The organism is Wolbachia endosymbiont (group B) of Eucosma cana, assembly GCF_947250645.1.
Classification (GTDB): Bacteria; Pseudomonadota; Alphaproteobacteria; order Rickettsiales; family Anaplasmataceae; genus Wolbachia.
The window spans coordinates 833368-857710 of sequence record NZ_OX366334.1; the positions used below are offsets into that span (position 1 = coordinate 833368).

24 protein-coding genes and 3 pseudogenes are annotated in these 24343 nt (G+C 32.7%); 12 read left to right on the forward strand and 15 right to left on the reverse strand.

Annotated elements, in window-relative coordinates:
• Window positions 1-75: 75 nt before the first annotated feature.
• Window positions 76-1190, reverse strand: a protein-coding gene (locus tag OOK99_RS04075; RefSeq protein ID WP_214303219.1) for an IS3-like element ISWpi17 family transposase whose coding sequence is annotated in 2 segments (ribosomal slippage) — window positions 76-917 and window positions 917-1190 — 1116 coding nt in all. Because the reading frame shifts where the segments join, the coding sequence is not laid out codon by codon here.
• A 69-nt stretch (window positions 1191-1259) separates the two neighbouring features.
• Window positions 1260-1517, reverse strand: a pseudogene (locus tag OOK99_RS04080) (TIGR02281 family clan AA aspartic protease); the annotation flags it as partial.
• A gap of 113 nt (window positions 1518-1630) precedes the next feature.
• On the opposite strand from OOK99_RS04080, the gene yidC reads away from it, so the two are divergent.
• From yidC to nusB, 3 genes are read left to right on the forward strand one after another with little or no spacing between them, the layout of a single operon-like run.
• Entirely contained in the window at window positions 1631-3340 is a 1710-nt protein-coding gene (gene yidC, locus OOK99_RS04085; RefSeq protein WP_264719467.1) for a membrane protein insertase YidC, read from the forward strand.
• The gene (locus OOK99_RS04090; protein WP_264719468.1) at window positions 3318-3746 is read left to right on the forward strand and encodes a 6,7-dimethyl-8-ribityllumazine synthase; all 429 of its coding nucleotides are present in this window, start codon (window positions 3318-3320) and stop codon (window positions 3744-3746) included. The genes yidC and OOK99_RS04090 overlap by 23 nt, the downstream gene beginning before the upstream one ends.
• Complete coding sequence (nusB, locus tag OOK99_RS04095; RefSeq protein WP_264719469.1) at window positions 3746-4228, forward strand: transcription antitermination factor NusB; 483 nt, start codon at window positions 3746-3748, stop codon at window positions 4226-4228. Before OOK99_RS04090 ends, nusB begins: the two co-directional genes overlap by 1 nt.
• Before the next feature lie 101 nt (window positions 4229-4329).
• Here nusB and OOK99_RS04100 read toward each other — a convergent pair whose 3' ends face one another.
• Both OOK99_RS04100 and dut read right to left on the reverse strand, forming a co-directional pair.
• Window positions 4330-5007: a hypothetical protein gene (locus OOK99_RS04100; protein ID WP_264336687.1), complete on the reverse strand. Its 678-nt coding sequence runs from the start codon at window positions 5005-5007 to the stop codon at window positions 4330-4332.
• Window positions 5008-5075: 68 nt separating this feature from the next.
• The gene (gene dut, locus OOK99_RS04105) at window positions 5076-5537 is read right to left on the reverse strand and encodes a dUTP diphosphatase (protein ID WP_264719470.1); all 462 of its coding nucleotides are present in this window, start codon (window positions 5535-5537) and stop codon (window positions 5076-5078) included.
• 681 nt (window positions 5538-6218) lie between these two features.
• Here dut and OOK99_RS04110 point away from each other — a divergent pair.
• Both OOK99_RS04110 and OOK99_RS04115 read left to right on the forward strand, forming a co-directional pair.
• Window positions 6219-6497, forward strand: a complete 279-nt coding sequence (locus OOK99_RS04110) for a hypothetical protein (protein ID WP_017532302.1) — start codon at window positions 6219-6221, stop codon at window positions 6495-6497.
• A 102-nt stretch (window positions 6498-6599) separates the two neighbouring features.
• Complete coding sequence (locus OOK99_RS04115; RefSeq protein WP_010401151.1) at window positions 6600-7130, forward strand: head-tail connector protein; 531 nt, start codon at window positions 6600-6602, stop codon at window positions 7128-7130.
• Window positions 7131-7216: 86 nt separating this feature from the next.
• Here OOK99_RS04115 and OOK99_RS04120 read toward each other — a convergent pair whose 3' ends face one another.
• The 4 genes from OOK99_RS04120 to ccmC form a co-directional block, all read right to left on the reverse strand.
• Complete coding sequence (locus tag OOK99_RS04120) at window positions 7217-7354, reverse strand: hypothetical protein (protein WP_264719471.1); 138 nt, start codon at window positions 7352-7354, stop codon at window positions 7217-7219.
• A 101-nt stretch (window positions 7355-7455) separates the two neighbouring features.
• Window positions 7456-8570, reverse strand: a protein-coding gene (locus OOK99_RS04125) for an IS3-like element ISWpi17 family transposase (protein WP_214303219.1) whose coding sequence is annotated in 2 segments (ribosomal slippage) — window positions 7456-8297 and window positions 8297-8570 — 1116 coding nt in all. Because the reading frame shifts where the segments join, the coding sequence is not laid out codon by codon here.
• A 65-nt stretch (window positions 8571-8635) separates the two neighbouring features.
• Window positions 8636-8806 carry a hypothetical protein gene (locus tag OOK99_RS04130; protein ID WP_264719472.1) on the reverse strand — a complete coding sequence of 57 codons (171 nt, stop codon included), beginning with the start codon at window positions 8804-8806 and terminating at the stop codon, window positions 8636-8638.
• Between the two features lie 387 nt (window positions 8807-9193).
• Window positions 9194-9904 carry a heme ABC transporter permease CcmC gene (gene ccmC, locus OOK99_RS04135; RefSeq protein WP_264720238.1) on the reverse strand — a complete coding sequence of 237 codons (711 nt, stop codon included), beginning with the start codon at window positions 9902-9904 and terminating at the stop codon, window positions 9194-9196.
• 127 nt (window positions 9905-10031) lie between these two features.
• On the opposite strand from ccmC, the gene OOK99_RS04140 reads away from it, so the two are divergent.
• Window positions 10032-10847: a pyruvate, water dikinase regulatory protein gene (locus OOK99_RS04140; RefSeq protein WP_264720239.1), complete on the forward strand. Its 816-nt coding sequence runs from the start codon at window positions 10032-10034 to the stop codon at window positions 10845-10847.
• 69 nt (window positions 10848-10916) lie between these two features.
• Complete coding sequence (gene ykgO, locus OOK99_RS04145; RefSeq protein ID WP_006015378.1) at window positions 10917-11045, forward strand: type B 50S ribosomal protein L36; 129 nt, start codon at window positions 10917-10919, stop codon at window positions 11043-11045.
• 271 nt (window positions 11046-11316) lie between these two features.
• Here ykgO and OOK99_RS04150 read toward each other — a convergent pair.
• Window positions 11317-12278, reverse strand: a pseudogene (locus tag OOK99_RS04150) (IS256 family transposase).
• 157 nt (window positions 12279-12435) lie between these two features.
• Here OOK99_RS04150 and OOK99_RS04155 point away from each other — a divergent pair.
• A pseudogene (locus tag OOK99_RS04155) lies at window positions 12436-13627 on the forward strand (IS4 family transposase).
• A gap of 399 nt (window positions 13628-14026) precedes the next feature.
• Window positions 14027-15038, forward strand: a protein-coding gene (locus OOK99_RS04160; RefSeq protein WP_264719384.1) for an IS630 family transposase whose coding sequence is annotated in 2 segments (ribosomal slippage) — window positions 14027-14488 and window positions 14490-15038 — 1011 coding nt in all. Because the reading frame shifts where the segments join, the coding sequence is not laid out codon by codon here.
• Between the two features lie 87 nt (window positions 15039-15125).
• Here the strand turns inward: OOK99_RS04160 and OOK99_RS07095 are convergent.
• Window positions 15126-15458, reverse strand: a complete 333-nt coding sequence (locus OOK99_RS07095; protein ID WP_406719261.1) for a transposase — start codon at window positions 15456-15458, stop codon at window positions 15126-15128.
• Window positions 15459-15656: 198 nt separating this feature from the next.
• On the opposite strand from OOK99_RS07095, the gene OOK99_RS04165 reads away from it, so the two are divergent.
• Window positions 15657-17015: a hypothetical protein gene (locus OOK99_RS04165; RefSeq protein ID WP_264719473.1), complete on the forward strand. Its 1359-nt coding sequence runs from the start codon at window positions 15657-15659 to the stop codon at window positions 17013-17015.
• A 7-nt stretch (window positions 17016-17022) separates the two neighbouring features.
• On the opposite strand, the gene trpS is transcribed toward OOK99_RS04165, so the two are convergent.
• The 5 genes from trpS to OOK99_RS04190 form a co-directional block, all read right to left on the reverse strand.
• On the reverse strand, window positions 17023-18021 hold the full coding sequence (gene trpS / locus OOK99_RS04170) for a tryptophan--tRNA ligase (protein ID WP_264719474.1): 999 nt from the start codon (window positions 18019-18021) through the stop codon (window positions 17023-17025).
• Between the two features lie 15 nt (window positions 18022-18036).
• A complete protein-coding gene (locus tag OOK99_RS04175; RefSeq protein ID WP_010402249.1) occupies window positions 18037-18597 on the reverse strand; it encodes a nucleotide exchange factor GrpE in 561 nt (186 codons plus the stop codon).
• A 62-nt stretch (window positions 18598-18659) separates the two neighbouring features.
• A complete protein-coding gene (locus OOK99_RS04180; RefSeq protein WP_264719476.1) occupies window positions 18660-19646 on the reverse strand; it encodes a polyprenyl synthetase family protein in 987 nt (328 codons plus the stop codon).
• 10 nt (window positions 19647-19656) lie between these two features.
• The gene (rpsP, locus tag OOK99_RS04185; RefSeq protein ID WP_006015540.1) at window positions 19657-19971 is read right to left on the reverse strand and encodes a 30S ribosomal protein S16; all 315 of its coding nucleotides are present in this window, start codon (window positions 19969-19971) and stop codon (window positions 19657-19659) included.
• Window positions 19972-20104: 133 nt separating this feature from the next.
• Window positions 20105-21904, reverse strand: coding sequence for a peptidylprolyl isomerase (locus tag OOK99_RS04190; protein WP_264719478.1), 1800 nt, complete (start codon window positions 21902-21904; stop codon window positions 20105-20107).
• A gap of 233 nt (window positions 21905-22137) precedes the next feature.
• Here OOK99_RS04190 and OOK99_RS04195 point away from each other — a divergent pair, with 233 nt between their 5' ends.
• Entirely contained in the window at window positions 22138-22743 is a 606-nt protein-coding gene (locus OOK99_RS04195; protein WP_264719479.1) for a cell cycle transcriptional regulator TrcR, read from the forward strand.
• 191 nt (window positions 22744-22934) lie between these two features.
• Window positions 22935-24341, forward strand: a complete 1407-nt coding sequence (gene rho, locus OOK99_RS04200) for a transcription termination factor Rho (protein ID WP_264719480.1) — start codon at window positions 22935-22937, stop codon at window positions 24339-24341.
• Window positions 24342-24343: the final 2 nt, after the last annotated feature.

The following is a 24343-nucleotide window of genomic DNA, read 5'->3' on the forward strand; positions in this document are numbered from 1 at the left end:
AGTGATCCGATTTTTAAAATGAATATGTTGATAAATACGTCGACACACATTTAAAGTATTTATCAATATATTCATTTACTGTTTATGATAATAAAGATCAGCAGGAACTTTATAATGTAGAGTCTGATGTCGCCTTCTATAGTTATACCAAGCAACAAAATCATTTATTATAAGATTTAAATCTCTGATACTATTTGGTCTATAATAATATATAGCTTCTTGCTTTAAAGTTCTCCATAAGCGCTCAACAAATATATTGTCGAAGCAACGTCCTTTATGGTCCATACTGATTTTAATATTAGCACGCTCTAATTCCATAATAAAGTTGTAGCTAGTAAACTGCACCCCCTGATCACTATTAAAAATCTCAGGTTTACCTTGTTTTAGAGCTTCTTTGAGAGTATAAAGGCAAAATCCAGCATCGAGATATGGTGATAATGAATGAGCAATAATATAGCGACTATACAAGTCCATTATTGCCACAAAATAGATAAACTTACCTTCTACCATAATATATGTTATATCAGTAGCCCATACCTGATTAACTCTACAAATAATCAAATCTTTGAGTAAATAAGGATATATTTTATGCTTTTTTTCTTTAATACTTGTATTACATCTTTTTCTACAATACAGCCCACTAATCTTCATTTTTTTCATAATTCTTAAGATTTTTTTGTGATTGACTACTACTCCACTCGCTATGATTTCAGCAGTAATTTTACGATATCCATAACGGCAATCAGAAGCCAAATATACTTCTTGAATCAAATTTGCTACTTCACTTTCGTTATTAATTATAGGCCTATAATATAGGCTAGATCTGCAAATCCCCAATAAATCAGCCTGTTTCCTAATTGACAGATCAGAATCTTTTTCTATAAACCTTACTCTATCTTTTTTGCTTATTTCAGTAATTTTTTTTTCAAATAGCTATTTTCCACTGTCAATTCTCCTATTACTTTATGTAAACTTTCTATTTCTTGCGCTAAGATTCTTTGTTTTCTCGCACTTTCACTTTCTTCAACAAATAGGTCTTTTAACCTTGCCAATACTCTATCACGCCAATCATATAGATTTGTTGATGGTATTTTATATTCACTACATATCTCAGCTGTGCTTTTTTGATTTTTTATTGCTTCCAAAGCTATCTTTGCTTTTAACTCTGGTTCATATTTTTTTGTTGCCATACTTTTACCCCTTTACCTTCCTACTCGGATCAACCATTTTTTTTTGGTCTAGTTTATGGGGTGCATTATAGTTGCTCCGGTATCAAGCAAAAACGTTATATTACGATCATTGACTTGAGCTTGAATATAAAAGTGTCCATCGTATGACTTTGTAAATTCAATACTTCCGCCATTTTGAACCCTTCCTTTGTACGGTAGAAAAGTGCTCAGAAACCTATTGCTTAGTTTATCCCCTTGTGAATCAATAAACATTGCAGTAATGACTATTATCAGTAGCCAAATAACTAGATTTTTTGCTGCATTCATATTATTAAAATTTGAAGCCATAAGAGTAAATTTTTAAGATTAGCGTTAAAAGCTATTATTAAAAATAAGTAAATTTTATTGTTTTAGTACAATATTTAATATATACTTTAAGGAGGTATGTTCGATTTAATTTCATGTCAGAAGCAAAAAATTTAATTTTAGCAACAATTCTTTCTATATTGATTATAGTATTATGGCATATTATTTATGATAATTTTCTTAACACGAGCCAAAGCCAACCATCGATTGAAAATATTGAACATATCGAATCTTCTAACGACCTTGCTCCTATGATATACCAAAATCGTTCTGAAATTATTAATTCTACTAGACAACAGAGAGTTAATTTAACCAATAACATGCTTGAAGGATCAATTTCTCTGAAAGGTGCAAGGTTTGATGACTTAATCCTAACTAACTACCACTTAGAACCGAGTTCTTCTTCTCCACAAGTGGTGTTACTGTCACCTGCAGAATCAAAAGATGTATATTTTGCAGAATTTGGGTGGCTCGATCCGAATGAAAAGATTAAAGTTCCAGATTCTAAAACAGTATGGAAAGCAAATAAACTCAATCAAAAAGAGGTCAATTTATTTTGGGATAATGAAAATGGCATTTTATTTAGAATGAAAATTAGCCTTGACGATAACTACATGTTTAAAGTTGAGCAAATTATTGAAAACAATACAAAAGATAATGTAGTTTTAGTTCCCTATGGTAAAATCAATCGTAAACGTGATAATATTAATGAATCCTATTGGATATCACATGAAGGAGTACTAGGTGCATTTAACAATAAGCTAGAGGAGTGGACATATAAAGATATTTCTAAGAAGCGTTTAATAAAGGCAAGCACGAGTGAAAAAAATTGGTTTGGTTTTGCTGATAAATACTGGCTTACAGCCATCATACCTGAGAAATCAGATAAAATAAATGTGAGCATTAAACACACGAATGTTAATAACATTGATAAGTTTCAAGCAGATTTTGTTAGACCGTACACACACATACTCCCTGGTACAAGTGCTTCTACTCTGAACTACTTTTTTGCTGGGGCAAAGAAATTGAATTTACTTGATTATTATAAAGACACTCTCAATATACCTTTGTTTGATAAGGCTGTAGATTTTGGTGTTCTTTATTTTATAACCAAGCCGGTGTTTTTACTGCTTGAATATTTTAACTTTGTTTTGAAAAATTTTGGCTTAGCAATATTATTGCTAACTTTAGTAATCAAACTTTTGATGCTTCCCTTATCTAATAGATCATATATTTCGATGTTCAAGGTGAAAAGCCTGCAGCCTGAATTAACTCGTATAAAAGAGTTGTACAAAAATGACAGCTTAAAGCAGCACAAAGAGACAATTGCGTTGTTCAAGAGAAACAATGTAAATCCAATTTCGAGCATTTTCCCTATGCTCATACAAATACCAGTATTTTTTGCTCTGTATAAAGTATTATTTGTTACTATAGAGATGAGACACGCCCCTTTTTATTTATGGATTAAGGATCTTTCAGCTTCTGATCCAACAAACATTTTTACATTATTTGGGTTGTTTAATTATAACTTTCCTATTTCTATAGGCATTTTACCTATAATTTTTGGCGCTACCATGATAATTCAGCAGAAGCTAAGTGAGAACGATCAAACCAGTAAAGATGATATTCAAGTAAATGTTATGAAGTTTTTACCTTACATTTCTGTCTTTATTTTTTCTTCTTTTCCTGCCGGCCTGGTAATATATTGGATATTTAGTAATATTATAACTTTAATTCAACAATCATTAATAAAGTTGTTTTTAACGAAAAAAGTGGTAGTAAATGTCGAAAATACTAATAGTTAATTCAATTTATTATGCTGAAATAGCAAACCTTTTGCTTGAAGGTGCAGTCGATAGATTAAAAGAAAGTCATGCAAGCTATGACATAATTGAAGTTCCTGGTGCATTTGAGATACCAGCTACAATTCTCTTTGCAGTAAAAAGCAAGAATGCTAATTATGACGGTTATTTAGCTCTTGGGTGCGTGATTCGCGGTGAAACCGATCACTATCAATATGTTTGTAAAGGAGTAATCGAAGGCTTAAATGAAGTTATTATGCATTATGCAATACCTCTTGGTATGGGCGTAATTACCGCTGACAGCAAAGATAAAGCACTAATTAGAGCTGACAAAAGTAAAAAGAACGTTGGTGGCCATGCAGCCTCAACTGTTTTGCATATGATAGATCTACACAATAAATTAAAATAATGGAAGAAAAACCAGTAGATAAAAAGTGGCGCATCAAAAGAAGCACGGCAAGATTTCTTGCTGTACAAATTGCTTATTCAAATATTTTCGTAGGTTACAACAAAAGCACTTTTAAACTGGAAAATTGTGAGCTTAAGGACTACATAAATAAGTTGAGAGATATATTTGAATGTGAAGAATTTGACCATCAGTTCTTAGAAAACTTGTTATATAAGGTTATAAAGAGCAGTGAAGAATATGATAAAATAATAGAGTCTTATTTACACCCAAGTTGGTCCCTCCCACGGTTGAATCTTATAAGCTTATCTATCTTGCGCGTTGCAATATGTGAGTTGATTAATTGCGATATACCAGTTCCAGTTGTTATCAATGAGTATACTAACATTGCATCTGATTTACTTGATAAACCAAGCGAAATTGGTTTTATTAATGGGTTATTGGATAAGGCAAAAGATGCAGTTAAATTAAATAAAAATCCTTAGCAAATTTCTTACAAGTATGTGAATATCTATTTTTTGAGACAGTTTCTACAATAAGTTTAAGTCATTAACAGTAAAAAAAATGAAGGGAAGACTTATTCCTTTTATACTTGGCTGATTAATAATCTTTCTGACTTTTCGTGTTCAACTTTTGGTGAATTAATAATTGAGCTTGGCACAAATTTGATGGTTACTTCTTTAGCATCATTTTCCTCAACTCCTAAACCTAACGTTTCTAACTCCTGTCCGCAATTTATCTCTTCAAATATACCATCACTATTCTTCTTGTATAGCTGATATAGATCAAGGAGTTTAGTGTTGCCAAGCAAGATTGGATCAGGATTACCAATATATCTGATCTGACCATAACTCTCAGCTTTGAATACTTCGCCTTTTGAGTTAGTAAAATCTATAGTATATTCACCATTTTCGTTCTTATAGTTCTTTTCAATAAATTCAAGATCTTTATTTGTTACCTGCAACATCAGGTATCTTTGAAAGCTACCAGCAACAATTCTCGGAGCTTTAAGTTCAGATATTTCATTATTTTTCATGAAGGAATATATTGCTAAACTAATCAGTGCAACAGTAACAAATGCTAAAACACTCATTCCAAGTGGTGTAGCTGCAAAAGCTGCAAGTGGAGCAAGTATATAAGTTGAAGACATCAAATATGGTGATGAAAGTGCTACTGCTGCGCCTATAACATACAGAGAAGTAAGTACTAAAAGTGCAGTATTTGTTTTGTGGAGCTGGCCACGGTGGTTTTTAAAAATTAACATAATTGCCTCATTTAAATTAATTAAAGTTGTATGTAAAGAATTATTATTGTCAACTTATAAACAATAAATTATCTACCACTTGAGCCAAAGCCTCCTTCATTGCGAGCAGTTTCTTTTGCATAGAATTCTTCTATGTTGTTCCAAATTATCTCAGGTACAGGAGTGATAAGAATTTGTGCAATTCTATCTCCTCTTTTTATTTCATATGGCTGATTACTTAGATTGATTAGGCAAACTTTAACTTCACCTCGATAATCGGAGTCTATAGTGCCCGGAGAATTTAAGACAGTGATTCCATGTTTTGCAGCAAGCCCAGAACGTGGGCGGATTTGCCCCTCAAAACCGTTTGGTATTGCAATCACAATTCCAGTTGGAACAAGTAATCTCTCAAGTGGATTTAAAACAGCAGAGTCATTCAATGCAGCATAAAGATCCATACCAGCACTCTGCGTAGTTGCATAACATGGAAGAGACAAGTCTTCTCCGTGTGATAACTTTTTTATTTCTACTTTAATTTTGTCTCTTTGCATTTTTATTCACCAGTTATGAAAATTTGATTGTAGCATGTAAATTATGCCTGTAAAAGATAAGAAAACTACTTGACAAATATTGCCAACTTTCCTTATTATGACACTGAGGGTATTTATGACTCAAAACTTGTTTTTGACCTGCAGGCTCAATAACAAAAATTCAGTAAAAAACTTAAGGTACTTATTGGCGGATTACATAAAATTATAGCGGCTGCATGTCTTTTTTATTTTTTCTACATTCAGCCAAAACGCGCTTATTTTAAGCGTTAGCACATTATTACAGCGCCAGTTTAAATTATTATAGGGTCAAACTCACTAAGTGGGGATCCTTTTGCCTTTTTTATAATTAGTAAATTTATTAATATTTTGGATTAGTGAGGAGTCCTATAGAGATAGCACTTGATGCTGGAATCCAGCCTTTCTGCAATCTCATCGAAAACGTTGTACCACCTTTCTATGCTAGTTTGCTTGTGAGCAACATGGATCCCAGTGTCTGGGCACTGGGATGACAAAAAAGGGGTACTTGAATGACAGTAAAGAGTATCAGGATGATAGGATTTACGCTATAAAGCGAACCGATTTGGTGTGCTGATTTTGTTTGCAGTTTCATAGTACGAATTTTTTACTTCGGTAGTTTTTTTATTGTCATTATAATTACAAGAATAGTTGAGGCCAATTAATATGAAAACTTTTGCAAAAAATTTTAAAGGTAAGGAAAGAAAGCTAGAAGAGTTCAATGAAGAAATAGAAGACATAGCAGCTGCGGCTCAAGATAAGTTTGCGCATGAACTTGAAAACATCGCATATGAAAGTGTGCAGAAATTTCGCAGTCTACTTGCTAAAGAGCTAAACTTCACTTTCAATAACATTCATTCTCAGAATGTCAATCTACTAAAATCCGGCCTAAAAAAAGGAGAAACAGCGTTAATACGTTCTCTTCTCAATATACTTGTACGATAGAGTTGCTGCTGCAATTTAATATTAAGTGATAACTAAAATAAGTAAGATTTTTTATAGATAAGTCTTACTTATTTTAGCTATATATAGAAAAGGAGGGTTGTTATGTCAACAAGACTAAAGTATCCAATCATAAATATACAACGTAAGTCTAAGCCTAAATCTTTTCCAGTAACTTTAGGAGAGGTTAAATCTTTTTTACGAATTGAAAATGATCAAGATGATAAGTTGATTTCAAGTTTTATTTTTATGGCAACTGATTATGCTCAGTGGCATATGGAAAAGTCTCTAGTAAAGCAAACGTGGCAAGTTTCATATGAAGGTTATATACCTCGTAGAATATATTTAAGCTATGGTCCTGTGAATAAAATAATATTGGCTACTGATAAGAATAGAAAACTTAGTTATTATTTTAGTGATATAGGAAGCTATATTGAATTTTTCAATTATTTGAACATAATAAGGGCTGATGTTGTATACGAAGCTGGCTATGACAGCGTTCCTGAGCAAATAAAGCTAGGTATTATGCAGCATGTTTCTGCTCTCTATAAAAATCGTGAATCAGAAGTAAGTAGCCATTTATCTGAGGTAAAGAAGGTGTATTCTCCATTTCGCGAACCAAAGGTTGTTTTGTAGTTCCTGTTTGTCATTCAATAGCAGATACAACAGATGGTGTCATCCGAGTAGCCCCTTCGATATCATCCCAGTGCTTATACCAATTCTCATTGTTGTGGAGTCAAATAGGAAACAGAGCAGAGTTGTTTAATTGTAGAAGTAGCAAGAGAGGTAAGAAATTTGCATAAAGTGCTCTCAAGCAAAGCAATAGTACTGTATATTTTATTGCGCAAAATATAATGCACCCATTTGTCTAGACCATTTTTTTCAAAGTGATCCGATTTTTAAAATGAATATGTTGATAAATACGTCGACACACATTTAAAGTATTTATCAATATATTCATTTACTGTTTATGATAATAAAGATCAGCAGGAACTTTATAATGTAGAGTCTGATGTCGCCTTCTATAGTTATACCAAGCAACAAAATCATTTATTATAAGATTTAAATCTCTGATACTATTTGGTCTATAATAATATATAGCTTCTTGCTTTAAAGTTCTCCATAAGCGCTCAACAAATATATTGTCGAAGCAACGTCCTTTATGGTCCATACTGATTTTAATATTAGCACGCTCTAATTCCATAATAAAGTTGTAGCTAGTAAACTGCACCCCCTGATCACTATTAAAAATCTCAGGTTTACCTTGTTTTAGAGCTTCTTTGAGAGTATAAAGGCAAAATCCAGCATCGAGATATGGTGATAATGAATGAGCAATAATATAGCGACTATACAAGTCCATTATTGCCACAAAATAGATAAACTTACCTTCTACCATAATATATGTTATATCAGTAGCCCATACCTGATTAACTCTACAAATAATCAAATCTTTGAGTAAATAAGGATATATTTTATGCTTTTTTTCTTTAATACTTGTATTACATCTTTTTCTACAATACAGCCCACTAATCTTCATTTTTTTCATAATTCTTAAGATTTTTTTGTGATTGACTACTACTCCACTCGCTATGATTTCAGCAGTAATTTTACGATATCCATAACGGCAATCAGAAGCCAAATATACTTCTTGAATCAAATTTGCTACTTCACTTTCGTTATTAATTATAGGCCTATAATATAGGCTAGATCTGCAAATCCCCAATAAATCAGCCTGTTTCCTAATTGACAGATCAGAATCTTTTTCTATAAACCTTACTCTATCTTTTTTGCTTATTTCAGTAATTTTTTTTTCAAATAGCTATTTTCCACTGTCAATTCTCCTATTACTTTATGTAAACTTTCTATTTCTTGCGCTAAGATTCTTTGTTTTCTCGCACTTTCACTTTCTTCAACAAATAGGTCTTTTAACCTTGCCAATACTCTATCACGCCAATCATATAGATTTGTTGATGGTATTTTATATTCACTACATATCTCAGCTGTGCTTTTTTGATTTTTTATTGCTTCCAAAGCTATCTTTGCTTTTAACTCTGGTTCATATTTTTTTGTTGCCATACTTTTACCCCTTTACCTTCCTACTCGGATCAACCATTTTTTTTTGGTCTAGTTTATGGGGTGCATTATACTGCGAGTTCAAAAGCTTCTATTACTATTGGAACTGGATTTGTAAATCGCTTCTCAGTCGTAGTTTCACCCTCAGTCATCTCATCTATATCCTCTTTACCATAAAAAAGTTTGTTGTTATATAAATAACTATTATTAATTTGGTCACTATAGGTGTTTTTTGACATAGGAACCTCCTCTACAGTCAAAACTGGAATTACATAAAAGTATAAGTATCTACCTGAATATAAAGAAACCACAGTTCAAGAAATCTCAGGTTAACTCAGAAATTATTATAAGCTAAAGTAATTAAAAATTTAATAACTTGCATTATAAATATAGCATAATAACCAATAATTAGATTTTCTTTCAATTTCTATCTTATCTTCACCAGCTTTACATAGAGCACATCTTTATTCACTAGAGAATCATGATTCTTCTACTTGCATGTGATTAATCACTATAATCTTGAAGTGTGGTTTGTACGTAATTAGTTCTGGAACTTGCCAATGGATGATTGCTCTACATTTTAATCTCTGTCGCTGTTCACAACATTACACTCTGGAATTATATGCCTAATATCGCATGCTGATTTCTCTCTTTATCTTCTGCAAATTAATTAAATGAAGGGCATTAAGTATCCACACTACTAAAAAAAGTGTGGTACAAAATATAAACATTGCAATGAGTGGCAGCAGTAAAGAACCTTCTATTGCTACTCCACCTTTTCTAAAAATACTTGCTGGCTGATGAAGAGTAGACCATAAATTCACAGAAAATTTTACTATGGGAATATTTATAGCACTAAAAATGGCAAATACTGCTGATGATTTCTCTGCTCTTGCTTGATTATCAAAAGCACTCCACAATGAAAGATAACCAACATACAGAAAAAACAAAATCAGCATTGAAGTAAGCCTTGCATCCCATACCCACCAAGTACCCCATGTCCCTTTTCCCCAGATGCTACCTGTGATTAAGCATATTGCCGAAAAAACTGTCCCTGCAGGAGCAGCAGCATGTGCCAAGACACTGGCAATACTATTGTTCCATACCAATGAAATGAAACTAAGTGATGCAATGAGTCCGTATATTCCAAGAGCAAGCCATGCAGAAGGCACATGAAGATACATAATTCGTACGATTTCTCCTTGTTTATAATCTCCTGGGGAGAAGAATAATGCTAAGAACATTCCAATTAAAAAATATGCAAGACAAATAACCCCAAGCCAAGGCAGGGCTTTCTTAGAAAAATGGGAGAAATTTGTAGGCTTTAATAAAAACATTTGTTTTGAGAATAATTGTATTAAAAATTTACCAATTAGTTTGAGTTTTATCAACAGGATAGTTTTTCTGTATTTACGTAGGTCAACAAATTAGCATAATTTGAGTAACAGATTGCTTATTTGCCATATGACCATTAAAAAGCTTAATCTACACTTAGTGTCAGATTCAAGTGGTGAAACTGTTATATCAGTTGCAAAATCAGCCCTGAAACATTTTCGTTCTGTAGAAACTATCGAATATGTTTGGTCTTTTGTAAAAGGAGAAGAGCAGATCGATAAAATTCTGGAGGAAATTGAGAGAAAAAGTGATGAGCATAACTTTGTTATATGCACTATTACTGATGATGGGCTCAGAAAATATCTAAAAGATAATTGTATCAAGTTAAAAATTCCATATCGAGCAATACTATCACATATTATTAGAGAAATCTCATCCTATCTTGAAATTGAAAAGGATGAAAAACTTGACCTGTATACTGAAATAAATAACGAGTATTTTCAGCGTATTGAGGCAATAAACTATACCATCAATCACGATGATGGACAAGGTATTCAAATCGATAAAGCAGATATAATTTTGGTTGGAGTTTCACGCACATCAAAATCTCCCACTAGTATGTATTTAGCTTATAGAGGCTACAAGGTTGCGAATGTTCCTTTTGTTAGTGAGGTACCCTTTTATATCGACTTAGCAAAATTAAAAAATAAACTGACTATAGGAGTAACAATCAACCCAAGTAGACTAGTAGAAATACGCAAAAACAGACTTACTTCAATTAATAACAAAGATAATAATATATATGCTGATTCTGAAAAAGTAGAAAAGGAAATTAAAGAAGCAGAGGAGTTCTTTAAGCAAAATAACTGGCCAATTATTGATGTTACGCAAAGGTCGATCGAAGAAGTATCAGCAACAATTATACAATATTTTAATAAAATGTGAAAAATTTATCAATTGACTAACTCTCTGTCAGTGATCATAATGTAAGGTAATTCTATTCTTACTATAGATATGAAAGTTAAAGGGTCACTAAAATCTCATCGTAACAGAGATAAAAATTGTAAAGTTGTGAAAAGGGGTGGTAAAGTTTATATTATAAATAAGGTAAAGCCAAGATGTAAAGCGCGTCAAGGTTCTTAGCTTTTTGTTTGCCTTTTTATGTCATATGTTTTTCATATGGAAGCATGGTTAGAAAGAAACAAAAATTGTTGTATTTAACCATAGCCCTGCTCATTTCTTCTCTTACATTATATTTTGGTATTAACATGATTACAGGCAGACGTGGCTTGTTAACATTAATTAACTTAAAAAAAAGAAATTAATTACGCGCGTCAACAAGCCCATGCATTTTAGTTCCACTCTAAGCCCTCTTGAGCTGGTAATGTTCAAAAAACTGCGTCAAAGCGAATTTTTAGTTCAACTCAATTTTCAATCTGTGGAGAAAGAAAATGTTGAGCTGAGATATAGTTAATATGTACAGCACTTTTCCTCCACCTTCCTTATAGCACAATATACCAACTTGTACAAGCTGGTAAATGAACCTTTGGTTTTAGTAAATGTCTCCTCGATAGGATTAGTGGAGCCGCCTAACTGGCCCGAAATACTTAAAATAAATTTTCCCAATTGTTTTGCCACGATTTTATGACCAAAGGATATTTTTCGCTCCATCAGCTCGAGTAAATAATTTTCAGCAATTTCTCTGCTTGAAGCCTGATATACTTTCTTCAGATCACTTATGAAAGTTTTTGCTGCTTCAGTAAATTTCTTATCTGATGTACTATACATTTCTGCTTTAGCTATTTATAGCAGCAGGAAAACTTTTTAATACAAGCTATTAGAATATCCTCTACTCCTCTTTCTTTTAGCTCATTTAATACCCCCAACCAGAACTTCTCTTTCAGCCAAATAAAAACCCAATACATCCTTTTTGCCTTCTTGATCTATACCCAATATGTTATACATGCACTTACTTACACAACAACCGTCTTCTTTCACCTTAAAAAATCATGAATACTATCGGATATATTGATTGTAGTGGACGACTACACCATTCATTGATTATAGGTAGTAATTTATCTGTAATTCCAGATATCTCTGCTGCAGATATTTTTTGCCTCAAGTTCAGTTGTTTACCTTTTTTTTCACTATCTGTGGTTCGCTCTCTATCTCTTGGTGTCAAAAGTTCAAATATTTGTCCTCAAAGTTTTTTCCGTTTCTTCTCTTCTCTTTCAGTGGGTAAATGGTACCTTCCAGACTCGCTTCCAGTAGCCTTGTTACCATCTCTCCCCATCAATGGTCCCGTATAGATGATAGAATATTTGTTTCTAATTCTTTATAGTCTACCAATCCAGTAGTTCCATTTACTTGACTCATGTCAAATCTCCATTTTTTGTTTCTATTTTATTTTTACTTCTCGCTTTGACGCAGTTTTTTGAAGCATAAGGGTCAAGTTAAGGAAATAAAGGTATGAAGAAGATAGGATAAGAAGATATAAAATTCTCTCGGATATATTTTAGTGAGAGAACTAATGATGAATAAAATAACTTGCTTATCAAATTACCTCAACAAATTTTTCAATGAAATGGCAAATAATTGAAACAGAAAAGGAAAAGAAAATTGAGTAATTGATGATTCATAAAAGCTATAATTTTGGGTAATATAGGGGTTACAAACTGAATCATAGATACAATGTGCCAATTATTAAATGAAGAATCTGTGATAATAACGAAACAGGGTTTAGATTTCAGGTTTACTAAAGAAGCAGTAGAATTTATGAAAAGAATGTACAATGGCTTTATTTAAAATACCCTGCAAATTGATTGTAGAATCTTGCAGCAATTTAAAAGCATTGGATAGTAGCTTTGCCTAACAGCATGGAAAATCTATATAAAGGTTATGGACAAAGGTTATGAGAGTAACACTAAGTGTGGAATAAAGTTAAAATTAGTTTTTGATTACCTAAATCAGACATTGGATCAACTTAACATAACGGAGGGAGTAAGAAGGTTATAGGGAGAAGTTGCTAATATCTGACCTTGGTTCAAGTTCTTTTAAACAGATCAATGGAACGGGAGCTTATTTTATAAGTCGTTGATACCAATGTATATGCTATAGAAACAAATCAAAAAATGGAATTATTGGAATGTTTAGGAGACAAGCTATTTTTAGAAATGAAGGTGTTGTTGGGAAAAGAAGCAAAGATTAGAGTAAGAATGATATGTCATAAATTAACTGAAGAGCAGTCTCTAGCCAGAAGAAGAAAAGCTAATAAATTGGCAAAATCACATGATCTTCCAAAAGGAATCAGAAATTGTTGAACTGGTCAAAACTAATATTCCAGAGGATAAAATTAGTGCTGAGCAAGTATTACAGAGTAAGGTGGCAAATTGAGTTGTTTTTAAACTATACAAGAGCTACATAAGACTTAAAAGGGAAGCCACACAGAGTATTGTGTGAATTATATGCTAAATTATGTGCAATTCTCATATTTCATGAGTTGTACAAAATTAAAAAAGAATACAGAACTCAGTTTAACAAAGGCATTTATTGAGCTAAAAAGGCGGATTAGAGAGTTATTTTTAGCACTAAAGAATAGAGTTAATAGTTTGAAAATTTTTCTTAAAAAGATTACAATAACTTGGTCATGATTTTCATTAAAAGACAAGTACAGAAAAACTAGAGTATCTACTTTAACTTCCCTAAATTTGCTCGCAATCTCTTAACTTGATGCTTATGCTTTTTTGAATATTCCCAAGTGCTGCCAAGCTTTTGGCCCAATATTAATTCGGCTATTGATTTTGTCTTTCAGTGCTCGGGGAAATCTTACTTCGGTTAGCTATAGAATTTTTGATTTTACTGAAAAAACATTCCCGTTCTTTATAAATATGCTTATCATAGAAGCTCTTCACTTTTCGATGGAATCACAACTTCACATCCTTTGCTCTCAAACAAAAGCATATATCCTTTATCAGCCACTATAGTGGAGTTATAGATATTTTTCATTAACTTGTGTAATTTCATTCCTCTGGCCAGGAGTAATACCAATTCCCGTTACACGGGAAACAGATAGACAATAATGGAAGAAAAGCCATAATGAAATAAGTGAAATAGTTTAGGTATAAATGGCACTCAGATCAAAATTATTGGATGAAGAAGTAGTAAAATCAGCAAAAGAGATGCTGAAGAAAGTAAGGAATAATGCATATGTTTCAAAAAAACTAAACGCTGTAATTGCAGCAAAAAAGTACAGTATAACGTCTGTAGCAAAAATATATTGCATTTCAAGAAAGGCACTAACTTCGTGGATAAAACTCTTGAAATTTGGCAGAGAAGAAAAACTGTTTGCTCCTCGATCACGCCGAAGAAAAACTAAATTAAATCAGGCTCAACTACAGCAAATTGAAGCATGGATAGAAGAAAACCCTAATATTACCATTAAAGAAATGAGAATAAGAATACAGGAAAAGTTCGACTTAAATATTAGCAAATCTACAGTACACCGCCATATGCAAAAGATGAAATTTTCATATATTACACCAAGACCAGTACACAACGTACAAGATAAAAGTAAACAAGAGGAATTCAAAAAAAAATCTCAATGAAGTTATTGGAAAGTATCCTGAAAAAGAGCTATTTTTCTTTGATGAATCAAGGTTTGGCACACATTCGAAAGTTGGGCATGGATGGTTTAAAAAAGGTACTAGAACTCGGGTTAAAATAAAGTTAGGTAGGCATAATTTTTATCTCTACAGTGCAGTTAATCCTAAAAATGGAGAGAGTTTTAGCTTATTTGCACCAAATGTTAACACTGATTGCATGAATATATTTCTTGAGCAAATGTTGCAATATCTAGGGACAAGAGAAGCTGTTCTTGTTATGGACTGTGCTAGTTGGCATAAGTCAAAAAATTTAAAGGTACCTAAAAACATTGAGATTATATACCTACCTCCATATTCACCTGAACTTAATCCTGTTGAGAGGCTTTGGTTATATATAAAACAGAACATTTTGCGCAATAAAATATACAGTACTATTGCTTTGCTTGAGAGCACTTTATGCAAATTTCTTACCTCTCTTGCTACTTCTACAATTAAACAACTCTGCTCTGTTTCCTATTTGACTCCACAACAATGAGAATTGGTATAAGTATAAATTTTAAAGGATTTCCCAATGCATCAACAAATGCATGAATTTTAGTAGTAAAGCCACCTTTATTCCTTCCTAAGAGCTTTGGAATCCTTTTTGTATCAGGCAGAGCAAGCATGAGCTCGAACTATCGTTCCATCGATTACCGCAACTTCTAAATCTGGATTTTGTTGCATATATTTTTGCCAAAACTTCCTTTTCACACCACCTTTTAAACCTCCTATGTATACTCCTGTAATTGCCGTAAATTTCTGGCAAAAGACGCCACTTACAGCCACTCCGAACCATATACCAAACCGCTTCCATAAATATTCTCAACCTCTTCTCATTTTTGCTGTGTATTCCTTTGACTCCCTTTAAGAATTCAAAAGTTTGTTCCCATTTTCTTTTTTCTATGTAATATTCCATTGATAGTTTCTCTATATTATTCACGGTCTCTTTTTCCTTATTTCTCCTACTTTTTCTTTACTTTATTTTCTCACAGTATATTTTGTTTACAGAACCTAGGAGTGCAAGCGTTTATGAGTCAGAGGATAAGTCATATAACATTTACTCGGTCTTAATACTTTGAATTTATATTTGAGTAAACGATAAACAGTAATTGGTATGAGTGATCTATTTAAAAGTGACAATTATGATAAAAATCTCAATTCTTTGATAAGAGTCATAAAGCTGAAGGATACAAAAAAAATTAATGAACAATATGATGAAACACTGAAAGATTTATCTCAAGCTCTGAAGAATTTTACAAACAACGCAAAAGATGTAGCTAAGTTTGTTATATATAGTGACTTGAATAATTATGTAGAACCTTTGAGCACAAAGCCACTCGGTTTTATTGGAACATTAAAAGGAATATTAGATAGAGTCTTGGGAAAAGATATTCCAACTAATGATAATGACATAAAAAATTTTGTTGGTGATGAATTATCAGGTTTCACTATAGAAAAAGCAGCCGAGTACTCAAATATTTTAAGTACAATTAATCTATTCAAGAAAGGACTTAAAGAAATTTTAGATTCGAAGCAGAGTGGAAAAAACAATAAAGAACATAAATCATATGAAGTAAGCTCAAAAAATAAAACAACATCAAAGCAGAAGGAAGATACTTTCAAGCTGCAAAAAGGAAAACAGCCGGCAGGAAAAAAGAAAATAAAACGGCCAACAACGGCACCTCCACCACCTCCTACTGACTCAAAAAAGGTACACTTTAAAACAGAAATAGAGAATGTATCTCCTGAAGATTCAGGCTATGAAAGTTCATTAAGTGAAGAGTCTGGACATGAGGAAATATCAAATTATCAAGAGAAAAAGAGTAAAGCGTCAACGAAAGATTCGCGGCACTCAAAGTTGCCTAAAGAGGAGCCAATTCACAAAACGAAACCTAAGAAAAATGCAGGAACAAGAAGAGGATATAAAAAGAGACAAGCTCCAGAGCCACCAGCGCTAAACGCTACCAATCAAGAAATTAGGCAAGAAACTAAAGAAGATAAATCTGAAATACTGTCAAATCCTAAAAGGCTAGATATTGTTGATCAACAAGTGAGCACGAAACCAATAATAGTAGAAGTGACTTCGCAAAAATCAGCTGAAAGTAAACCAATCCTGAAAAAATCTGCTGATAAAGCAGCATCAGAAGTAAAAGCGGTTATTATAAAAGAAAAAGTAAATAGCAAGAAGGACGGTAGAGTAAAGTCAATGGTAGAAAAATTTGAGCAAAATCAAATTGCTAAGAGCAAAGCCACCCCTGCAACACAAGCAGATATTGGTATGAAGAAAGATCCTGCACCATCGCAAAAAACATCCTCCCAATCTCACTCATTTCCGGTAGGAAATAAAAGATCTAAAATGAACCCCATAACAGCAAAGTCCGATTGTAAACTTCCGGTTAGTAAAAAACCTCTTCTCACTCATGTTAGTGTAAAGAAAATAGCTGCACGATTTGAAAGCCATGGGAAGAAATAGTTGTAACTTATTGAACAAACCCTATAATATCCTTGATCTCTTTTATATTGTTATTTGCAATCTCTGCTGCTTTTTCTGCACCTTCTTTTAATATTTTATGTAAATGGAGCTGATCCGCCAAAAGACCGTTCATCTTCTCACGTATGGGTGATATAACACTGATGATTAAGCCAGCTAACTCTTTTTTAAAGTGTTTCATATCATGTTTATTCACTTCTTCACACACTTTTTCCACATTTAAATCACTAAGCACTGAATAAATGTTTACCAAATTGTTTACTTCTGGACGGCACTTTAAAGTAGCAAAATCAAAGCCTAGAATTGAATCTGTTTTTGCTTTTTCTATTTTCCTGACAATCAAGTCATCTGTATCGTCAAGGTTAATGCATGAGTATTCTGAAGAATCAGATTTGCTCATCTTGCTTGCTCCATCTCTTAAGCTCATTATCCTTGATGTACAATCCAAAGTTAAGATTTCAGGTATGATGAAATGACTACATTTATAATGATTGTTAAAAGCTGATGCAATATCACGTGCAAGTTCTAAATGCTGTTTTTGATCATCGCCAACAGGAACATATTTAGTTTGATACAGCAATATATCCGCAGCCATAAGTACTGGGTAGCTATATAACCCAAGAGAAGCTTTTTGTCTATCGCTTCCAGCCTTATCTTTAAATTGAGTCATACGATTAAGCCAACCAATTGGTGTATAGCACCCTAGCAGCCAGCCCAATTCTGCATGACCACTAACTGCGGATTGATTGAAAATAATCGACTTTTCCGGATCTATTCCACATGCAATATAAGTTGCTGCTGCTTTAAAAATATTATTTTTTAATTCATTTGCGGGAAGCTTATTTGCTGTGATTGCATGCAGATCAACAACACAAAAAAGAGATTTATATTTATCCTGCAACCCTATCCACTGCTTAATTGCACCAAGATAATTGCCCAAGTGTAATACTCCACTTGGCTGAATACCTGAGAAGACAACTTCTTCCATACCTTGAGTGTTTTATTAGTTACTTTCGCAATCAGCAGATTTTTTAGAAAGAATAACCATTGCAGGACGAAGCAACCTATTTTTAATGGTATAACCAGTTTGTAGTACTTCTACAATAGTGCCAGGCTCTTTTTCATTATCTTCTCTTTCCACAACAGCTTGATGTAAATTGCTGTCAAAAGAGTTACCTATTGGATCTATTTCTTCTATTCCATGTTTTTTTAGATCACTCACAATCTTTTGGTGCGCCACTTTTATTCCCTCATGAATAGGATCATCATCTTTCAAGTTTTCCATTGCTTTTTTTAAATTGTCACAAGAGTCGATCATATCACGTGCAAATTTTGTGACTGCATAATCACTTGCATCGCTAATTTGCTTTTGCATTATACGTTTAACGTTTTCATTATCTGCAACAGCACGGCGTAAATGATCTTCAAGCTGAACTGCACGTTCTTTTAATATATTAAGCTCTTCACTTAAATCACCTGTTTGCTGATCTTCTTGGTCATCCCCTTTTCGTTTACTGACCATATCTGCAAATTTCTTTTTTTTCTCTTTATTACTATCTGACATATCATTCACCCTTACAAACTTAATAAATATATAACAATCAATCTAAAAATATCAAGCGTTAGCTATCCTTGTCTTTCTATGCTTGCATTTAAAAAGTCAATCAAAGCAGTTTTATAAAGAGAATCAGAAAAAGTATCAATATTACTTTGCGCCATATTAATATAGTGTTTAGCTTCTTCCATAGAAACATGAATGGCATTATGATGATTAATATATTGTAATGCTTGGTCAAAATTGTGTCTAGCTGAAGAAAAAGATTTCTCCCAGAATTTTTGTTCTGATGAGCTGCCTTTTTCATATGCTATAATAGAAGGTAAAGTGACTTTACCTTCAAAGAAATCTTTTCCAAGTTGCTTTCCTAAAGTGCATTGATTAGCAGTATAATCTAGCACGTCATCAATTATTTGGAATGCCATGCCAAAATTAAACCCGAAATTCCTTAGCCTCTCTGTTTCATCACTTGTGGCTCCAGATACTACTGATGCAGCCTCGCAGCATGCAGAAAATAAAGATGCTGTCTTTTCTCCAATGATATTAAAATAATTTTTCCTAATTGTGTTAGGGTCAAAACGCGTTGTCATCTGCTTTATCTCACCCTTGACAAGCAAATTAGATGCCTTAGATAAAATAGAGAGAACACTTAAATTCCCACATTCTATAAGCCATCTAAATGCTAAGGTCAATAATAGATCACCAACTAAAATGCTTGATTTATTCCCCCAAATTTTATTTGCTGTTGCAACTCCATGGCGTGACTTACTTTCATCAAGCACATCATCATGAAGTAAAGTAGCGTTGTGTATAAATTCTACCGATGCAGCAATGTTGACCCTACTCTCTCCAGAGTAATTCAGCATTTTACATATAATAAAAATGAGCTTAGGCCTTATCTTTTTTCCTCCTGAATTAATAAGATGAGATGTAATATCGGTAGCAAGCTTAGTACCTTCATCATTGACATTTTTGAAGATAAAGTCATTCATAGCCAATAAATCAGAAGATACAATATCATCTAATTTACTACTTTTTGTTAAATCAGTGTTTAGCATTTAAGAGGACTTATGCTTCTTGCCCTTGTACTTTCTCAACTTTTTTCTTTTCTATTTTTTTCGATTCTGTTTCTAAATCTACTATGCCTTTTTTAATGAACCACATTACCCTTTCAGTTGCTTGCGCTCCTACACTTAGCCAATGTTTTAATCTATCAGCTTTTACCACAACACGATTTTTATTGTCTTTTGGCAACATTGGATCATATTGTCCTATTCTCTCAATAAAGCGTCCATCTCTTGGTGCTCGTGAGTCGGCTACAACTATCCTATAAAAAGGACGTTTCTTTGCCCCAAACCTTGCTAACCTTATTTTAACTGCCATGTCAACCTTTGTTCATATATTAATTACAATTTAAATACAATAAACAGCTCAAGTCAAACTAATTGTACCTCTTTTACCTAAAAATACAATATAGCCCCTCCAATCACTCATAAAAGGAAGATAATAAACTTTTTTATATATCATCAATCATAGCATGATTAACTTCTACTCTATACTTTGATTTTAGATAGCTAATTAACTGTTCCTTTAGCGATATCATCACACGTTTTCCGGTGTCAAGCATGTTTAATTTACCATTTGATGAATGCATTTCTTTTAGAACGCCTATTATAATTTCATTATTGTATTGAATAGGATCTGTTACCGAATTAGTTGTTTTCATATTGAAAATTTCTTCTATGAAAGAAAAAGGGTAGTTTTGTTCATTGCGTTGTATTTGCTGGCCTTTAACCAATTTTATACCTTGCATTTCTTCCAAATCTGTCTTTTCTCTTAGTTGAACTGCTACTTCTTGTCCCATTTTAAACATTTTTTCTTTTATAAATTCACTATGCCAAAGCTTTATGGCTGATTCCCTACTTTCTTCAAAACTTTGTAATTTAGGAGGAATAATATCAGTGATTTTTACACCAACAACAGTATCTCCAACACCCTTAAAATAACTCTTCTGATCTTTCTCGCGTGAAAAAATGAAAGAAATGAAATCACTGAAATTTCCTACTTCATTACCACTTTGGTCTTTTCCACTAGCATCTACTGGACCAATGGTTTGTATAGGTAAATTGTAATTATTGGAGATTTCTTCAATCGTTGCACCATTGTATATCTTATAATTCACTTGATTTATGAAATCATTGACTTTTTCAAAAGACTTTTGATTGGTTAAAACTGACCTTATGTCTTTTTTTAAATCAACCAAGTCTTCATCAGAGATTTGATGTATGCTTTCTACCTTTATTACGTGCCATCCAAAATTGCTTGTTAAAACTTCACTTACTTCACCTGTTTTGAGAGCAAATACCTTTTCTCTCATATTTTCAGGTAAGAAATCCTTAGTTATATTATTTACTCTGGTTTCTTCAAGTTTTACTTTACTGAACTCTTCTATTATGTCTTCAAAGCTTGCTTTACTTTCTTCAAGCGCTCTTCTTGCTATTTCAGCTTTTTCTTTGGTAGGAAATATCACATTGAATATGTCTCTTTGATTTTTAAGTTCCTGATGTTCTATTATACTATCAACCTCTTCATCTGAAATTCTGATTTGATCTTCAAAATATTTTTGATCCAGAGAAATGTATTGCGCAGTTCGATACTCAGGGTAATAAAAATTGGACTTATTTCTTTCATACAAATCAAGTAAGGCTTGATCATCTGGTTCAGGAACGTTTGTAATTGCATCCCCAGTTATTTTAACAATATCAATTACTCTAGTTTGGTAGCGATTTTTGTATATCTGCTCATCAACACTCTCACCAAAAGTTATCGGATAATTATCTTTAAATAACGAAGTCATGAACATCATTGCAGGCAGGATTTTCTCTAGTTTTTCTATATATTCCTTTTCTGTTATATGCAGGCTATTTAGAGTTTGATGGAATTTATTATGGTCAAATTCTCCTTTATCGTCCTGAAAGTACTTGGTATTTTTTATATGGCTTTTGATAGATTCTTCTCCAACTTTTAATCCAAGTTCGCTAATTAGGTTAAACAATAGTTTTTGCTCTATAAGTGCGTTAAGTAAATCATATTTCAGCTTTTTTACTTGTTCTTTACTTATATCAGATCCAGAAATTTGCTTTTCATAATTTTGATATAGTAATTTATATTCATCTGATGTTATCACTTCCTTTCCTACTTTAGCTAATTCTTTCCTTTCATCATCATTTGATAAAAGATTGCCAATCCCCATAAAGATTAATAAGCAAACTAAAAGGAGAACGATTGCCTTGGTAAAAAAATTTCTAATACTCATTGTAAACTCAGTTAACTAACACTTAAATTTAGAATAGCAATAATTTAATCTTTGTAAATCTATTAACAAATTAGCTAATATGTGTAATATTGCAGTATATTAAATTAAATGGGAGCTTATATTAACCTAAGGGATGAGAAATATAAACTAAAAAGCCATTGGATGACAAAGTTAATGCTTTTTTAGTTTTAATGGTTTATATTTTATTTCTATAACAGTAAAGGAATATTAAAATGGGAGATGTTTTTTCGATGTCAATGGAATCTTCTAAAGACAATAAAGATAGAAATGAACAATTTCTCATGCAAGTAGCTGCTTGGTTGGTTGATAACACTAGCTTAACTTTTGATCAAATAGCAAAATGTTGCAAGTTATCCCTTGAAAAAGTACAAGACATAGCTGATGAGGAAATAGAAGTTGAAAAGTATGACCCTATTATTTCTGAAATAATTACTGAAAAAGAAATCGATGATTGCAAAAAAAATCCAAATCGTGTACCAAATTTGATTATAAAAAATATAAAAAAAAGGGCAAAGACGGTTAGCATTCTTGGCTTTCCTTCTACAGCAAGGCGTAGAAATAAACCTAATGCAATTTGTTATTTGGTAAGAAAATTTCCTATCTTGAACAATCATGTTATAGCTAAGCTAGTTAGTACAACAAATTACACAGTTAAGCAGGTAAGAGATAGATCTCATCATAACATGCTCAATATCAAACCTCAAGATCCTGTACTACTTGGTTTATGTAGCCAGGAAAATTTAGAAGTGGAAGTAGAAAGAGCGGAAATAGAAGAAGAGAAGAAACAAAGATTAAAAAATATAAATAATAGCTATTGATGATTCTCAAATTCTTGTACTTTGTTAACATTAAATTGACTTGACTTGTTAGTTTTTATCAGTATAATGTAAGTAAAGTATCTAGTTTAATAATTAAACCTAAATACGCACTAAAAACTAGCTCAGCCTGATTTATTGTTTTATAGTCACATTTTAGGTTAGTAAGCATCAATTAAAATTTTTGGAGGATTATGACAACAATCAATGAAGATGTCTTAGCAAAAGAAAAGGTTGTAGATCAACCTGAAAAAAGTGAACAAATTCATAATGCTAACGCAGTAAAACAAATAACCAGTGAAGGTGCTGAAAAACACAAGAAAACATTGGACCTGAGCGAATTGAAAGAAAAAACAGCAGAAGAATTGTTAGAGCTAGCTGAAGAAAGAAAAATTTCAACTAGTGGTAAAGGCAATGGCAGGATGCTAAAACAGGAAATGATATTCAGTTTAATGAAGAAAATGAGTGAAGAAGGAGGCATAACCACAGGAAGTGGAGTAGTGGAAATATTGCCTGATGGTTTTGGCTTCTTACGTTCATCAAGTGCAAATTATGCTCCAAGTACCGATGATGTTTATATTTCCAATGGCCAAATAAAGAAGTTTAATTTACGTACAGGAGATATGGCATGTGGAGAAATAAGGCCACCTGGTGATAAGGAAAGATATTTTACTTTAACTAAGGTTCACAGTATAAACTCTACTGAAATCAGTGAATTAAGAAAGTACGTACATTTTGATAATTTGCTTCCACTTTATCCTGAAAAAAGCCTCATCCTTGAAAACAACAGTAGCGGAGATAATAAAAAAGATATAAACATGCGTGCTGTAGATATAGTTACACCTCTTGGAAAAGGACAAAGAGCATTGATAGTTGCTCCACCTCGTACAGGAAAAACGATATTGCTTCAGCAAATGGCTCACTCTATAGCTACAAATCATCCTGAAATAGAACTAATAGTATTACTTATAGATGAAAGACCCGAAGAGGTGACAGATATGATACGCTCTGTAAAGGGTGAAGTGGTAAGCTCTACATTTGATGAACCTGCCTACCGTCATGTCCAACTTGCTGAAATAGTAATAGAAAAAGCTAAAAGAATGGTTGAACACAAAAAAGATGTAGTGATTTTGCTTGATTCTATAACTCGTCTTGCACGTGCTTATAATGCAGTCATTCCTTCGTCTGGAAAGGTTCTAACCGGCGGTGTAGATTCAAATGCGCTGCAAAGACCAAAACGCTTTTTTGGAGCAGCTCGTAATATTGAAAATGGTGGTTCTTTGACAATCATCGCTACAGCCCTTATAGAAACTGGTTCAAAAATGGATGATGTTATTTTTGAAGAGTTTAAAGGCACAGGTAATGCTGAAATTATACTAGATAGAAAACTTGCTGATAAACGTATATTCCCTGCTATTGATATTACAAAATCCGGAACAAGGAAGGAAGAGCTATTAGTTGATAAGGCCATACTAAATAAAATATGGGTATTGCGTAGGATACTTAATCCTATGGGGTCTGTTGAAGCAATGGAGTTTTTACGTGACAAACTACTTTTAACAAAGAGCAATGCTGACTTTTTTAACTCCATGAATCACTAAAA

Bases quoted from the DNA above. Each gene is read 5' to 3' on its own strand.
- yidC (WP_264719467.1), top strand. From the start codon at position 1,631: ATGTCAGAAGCAAAAAATTTAATTTTAGCAACAATTCTTTCTATATTG.
- OOK99_RS04090 (WP_264719468.1), top strand. From the start codon at position 3,318: ATGTCGAAAATACTAATAGTTAATTCAATTTATTATGCTGAAATAGCA.
- nusB (WP_264719469.1), top strand. From the start codon at position 3,746: ATGGAAGAAAAACCAGTAGATAAAAAGTGGCGCATCAAAAGAAGCACG.
- OOK99_RS04100 (WP_264336687.1), bottom strand. From the start codon at position 5,007: ATGTTAATTTTTAAAAACCACCGTGGCCAGCTCCACAAAACAAATACT.
- dut (WP_264719470.1), bottom strand. From the start codon at position 5,537: ATGCAAAGAGACAAAATTAAAGTAGAAATAAAAAAGTTATCACACGGA.
- OOK99_RS04110 (WP_017532302.1), top strand. From the start codon at position 6,219: ATGAAAACTTTTGCAAAAAATTTTAAAGGTAAGGAAAGAAAGCTAGAA.
- OOK99_RS04115 (WP_010401151.1), top strand. From the start codon at position 6,600: ATGTCAACAAGACTAAAGTATCCAATCATAAATATACAACGTAAGTCT.
- OOK99_RS04130 (WP_264719472.1), bottom strand. From the start codon at position 8,806: ATGTCAAAAAACACCTATAGTGACCAAATTAATAATAGTTATTTATAT.
- ccmC (WP_264720238.1), bottom strand. From the start codon at position 9,904: ATGTTTTTATTAAAGCCTACAAATTTCTCCCATTTTTCTAAGAAAGCC.
- OOK99_RS04140 (WP_264720239.1), top strand. From the start codon at position 10,032: ATGACCATTAAAAAGCTTAATCTACACTTAGTGTCAGATTCAAGTGGT.
- ykgO (WP_006015378.1), top strand. From the start codon at position 10,917: ATGAAAGTTAAAGGGTCACTAAAATCTCATCGTAACAGAGATAAAAAT.
- OOK99_RS07095 (WP_406719261.1), bottom strand. From the start codon at position 15,458: ATGGAATATTACATAGAAAAAAGAAAATGGGAACAAACTTTTGAATTC.
- OOK99_RS04165 (WP_264719473.1), top strand. From the start codon at position 15,657: ATGAGTGATCTATTTAAAAGTGACAATTATGATAAAAATCTCAATTCT.
- trpS (WP_264719474.1), bottom strand. From the start codon at position 18,021: ATGGAAGAAGTTGTCTTCTCAGGTATTCAGCCAAGTGGAGTATTACAC.
- OOK99_RS04175 (WP_010402249.1), bottom strand. From the start codon at position 18,597: ATGTCAGATAGTAATAAAGAGAAAAAAAAGAAATTTGCAGATATGGTC.
- OOK99_RS04180 (WP_264719476.1), bottom strand. From the start codon at position 19,646: ATGCTAAACACTGATTTAACAAAAAGTAGTAAATTAGATGATATTGTA.
- rpsP (WP_006015540.1), bottom strand. From the start codon at position 19,971: ATGGCAGTTAAAATAAGGTTAGCAAGGTTTGGGGCAAAGAAACGTCCT.
- OOK99_RS04190 (WP_264719478.1), bottom strand. From the start codon at position 21,904: ATGAGTATTAGAAATTTTTTTACCAAGGCAATCGTTCTCCTTTTAGTT.
- OOK99_RS04195 (WP_264719479.1), top strand. From the start codon at position 22,138: ATGGGAGATGTTTTTTCGATGTCAATGGAATCTTCTAAAGACAATAAA.
- rho (WP_264719480.1), top strand. From the start codon at position 22,935: ATGACAACAATCAATGAAGATGTCTTAGCAAAAGAAAAGGTTGTAGAT.